Genomic DNA, 2,442 nt, shown 5'->3' with positions numbered 1-2,442 from the left:
GGAGCTATTCGGTATGAATCGGCGGACTAAAGTCCTGCCTTAGTTTATGAAAGCCCCTTCGGGGCTACTGGATACTCCAGTCTGAAGGACTTTCATGTACTGAGAAGAGGCTTTCAGCCCCGCACGGGAGAAAAAATGAAACAATACGAAGCTGTAATTGAAGCATTGAAAGAAAATGGTGGGTATGCCACACTTGGGCAACTTTACCAAGATGCTTTAAAATTTCCTGACGCCGAATGGAAAACAAAAACACCTTTCGCTAGTATTCGGCGTATCGTACAAGTACGCGATGAAATCTTCAAAATTCGTCCAGGGTTGTGGGCTTTAGAATCTGAACGAGATAAGGTGATGGAAATTTTCTCAGAAGATAAATCGAAGCCAAAAGCAAGAGAATACACCCATTCTTTTTATCAAGGTTTAGTCACTGAAATTGGCAATTTAAAAGGATTTCAAACTTTTGTCCCTGCGCAAGACAAAAATCGACCTTATGCTCAGAAGAAGCTCAAAGATATTGCAACCCTTACCGAATTTTACCCCTTTACCTATCCCGAAGTTTTGCGCCAAGCTATTACGATTGACGTGACATGGTTTAACAAAAGGCATTTTGCCGCATCATTCTTTGAAATCGAGCATTCCACAGATATTCACAGGTCTCTGCTTAAATTTGTTGAGCTTCAAGATTTTCGTTCAGATTTTTTCATCGTTGCTGATGCGCATCGAAAAGCAGAATTTGAAGACAAGATATCTTTGGCAGCTTTTTCTCCAATCCAATCCTTCGTAAAATTTATCGATTACAACAATGTCGCAAATCTTCACACAAAAATGACAGAAGTTGTTTTAGCTGAAAACGCAGTATTTTAGAGGCATTCACAATGGACATTGATCTTCAAATACGTATAGCAACATTTAACTGGCTATCTGAGCAAACAAATATTCTTGGCGAAGTTTTACCTCGGAATTTGCTTCAACAGGGATTTGAATTTAGGAATCAAAGAGTACCCTTAGTTGCTCCCAATGGAATTTTCAAACCTAAAATCATGGAGTTACCTCTAACCATTACGACTACGGTCCAAGGCCCTTATGATGATGACCTTTACTTATCAGGAAATGATGATTTTTTGAACTATAAGTATAGGGGAACAGATCCTAATCATCATGACAATGTTGGTTTAAGAAAAGTGTTTGAGCAACAAAAACCTTTGGTGTATCTACATGGAATTGATCCTGGTAAATATTTAGCTTTTTGGCCAGTTTATATCATTGCTGACGACAAAAGCAATTTGACTTTTAAAGCCGCGCTCGATAATATGGCATCTTTACAAGATGGTGAGTTTTTGCCCCATCAGATAAATGAAAATGCTTTGGGACGGCAGGCTTATATTACATCCACCGTAAAAGTAAGATTGCATCAAAGAAGTTTTCGAGAAAAAGTTTTACGCGCTTACAAATCACAGTGCACTTTGTGTCGATTAAAACACCCTGAATTGTTGGATGCGGCACACATCATCCCTGACAATTTACCGGAAAGCACTTACTCAATTGATAATGGACTTTCTCTTTGCAAACTCCATCACGCTGCATACGATAGACTTTTATTAGGTATTACACCTGACTATAAAATTCATGTTCGCAATGATATTTTGAGAGAAGAAGATGGCCCTGTCTTAAAACATGGTTTGATAGGGTTACATCAAAGCCAAATCTCATTACCAAAATTTAAAAAGTATTGGCCAAATCAGGAATATCTTGATTGGCGTTACCATAAGTTTTTAGAAACCCAATAATTCACCAAAATAAAACCCTGCCACATCATCACCCCGCGCGGCAAAATCCCCCGCCTACACAAGTGGTAAACAAAAACGCCCAGCGAAAAGCTGGGCGTTCATTTTTAACATTTATGCAGTTCGTGAAAAATATTTTCTGTTAAACACTCGCTTGCGCTTTTTTTCTGAGGATCCAGGTCAGCGCCATTCCGAGCGGGATCAGTGATAAGCCTCCCCCGACCAGTGAGATAACGGTGTAGCTGGTGGCGGCATACACCAATCCGCTCCCCAAACTTCCGGTAGCGGAGGCCAGCCCAACCAGGAGATCGTTGACACCCTGGGTGCGGGCGCGCTCCGCCTGTGAAAGCTGGTCTGCCAATAAGGTCGAGCCGCCCACAAAGCAGAAGTTCCATCCCAGGCCCAAAAGGAAGAGGGAAACAGCTATCGGGAAAACATTTGATGAAAGCGGGGCGGTGAAGCAGGCCAAAACCAAAATAGCGGCTCCCGTTAATATGACCGGGGCGCGTCCCCATTTATCTGCCAGCCGCCCGGAAACGACAGAGAAGGCAAACATCCCCACCGTATGTGCCGAGATCACCGCGGAGATACTGCCGAGGCCGTGGTCGTTGCCCTTCATATGCAGGGAGGTGATCACCATGATCGCGATCATCACGACCTG

The 2,442-nt window shown here is 42.7% G+C and carries 3 protein-coding genes; 2 read left to right on the top strand and 1 reads right to left on the bottom strand.

Annotated features, from left to right (window positions below; genetic code table 11):
* Positions 1-135 precede the first annotated feature (135 nt).
* Positions 136-861: a hypothetical protein gene (locus AC3DOM_RS12765; RefSeq protein ID WP_487919431.1), complete on the top strand. Its 726-nt coding sequence runs from the start codon at positions 136-138 to the stop codon at positions 859-861.
* Between the two features lie 11 nt (positions 862-872).
* A complete protein-coding gene (locus AC3DOM_RS12760) occupies positions 873-1,784 on the top strand; it encodes an HNH endonuclease (protein ID WP_487919430.1) in 912 nt (303 codons plus the stop codon).
* 139 nt (positions 1,785-1,923) lie between these two features.
* On the opposite strand, the gene AC3DOM_RS12755 is transcribed toward AC3DOM_RS12760, so the two are convergent.
* On the bottom strand, positions 1,924-2,442 hold a 519-nt coding region (locus tag AC3DOM_RS12755; protein WP_487919429.1), incomplete at its 5' end, for an MFS transporter.

It is taken from the genome of Candidatus Desulfolinea nitratireducens (assembly GCF_982879505.1).
The sequence above is the reverse complement of the archived record's forward strand: the minus strand, read 5'-3'. Positions and strand labels throughout refer to the sequence as shown.

Bases quoted from the DNA above. Each gene is read 5' to 3' on its own strand.
- AC3DOM_RS12760 (WP_487919430.1), top strand. From the start codon at position 873: ATGGACATTGATCTTCAAATACGTATAGCAACATTTAACTGGCTATCT.
- AC3DOM_RS12765 (WP_487919431.1), top strand. From the start codon at position 136: ATGAAACAATACGAAGCTGTAATTGAAGCATTGAAAGAAAATGGTGGG.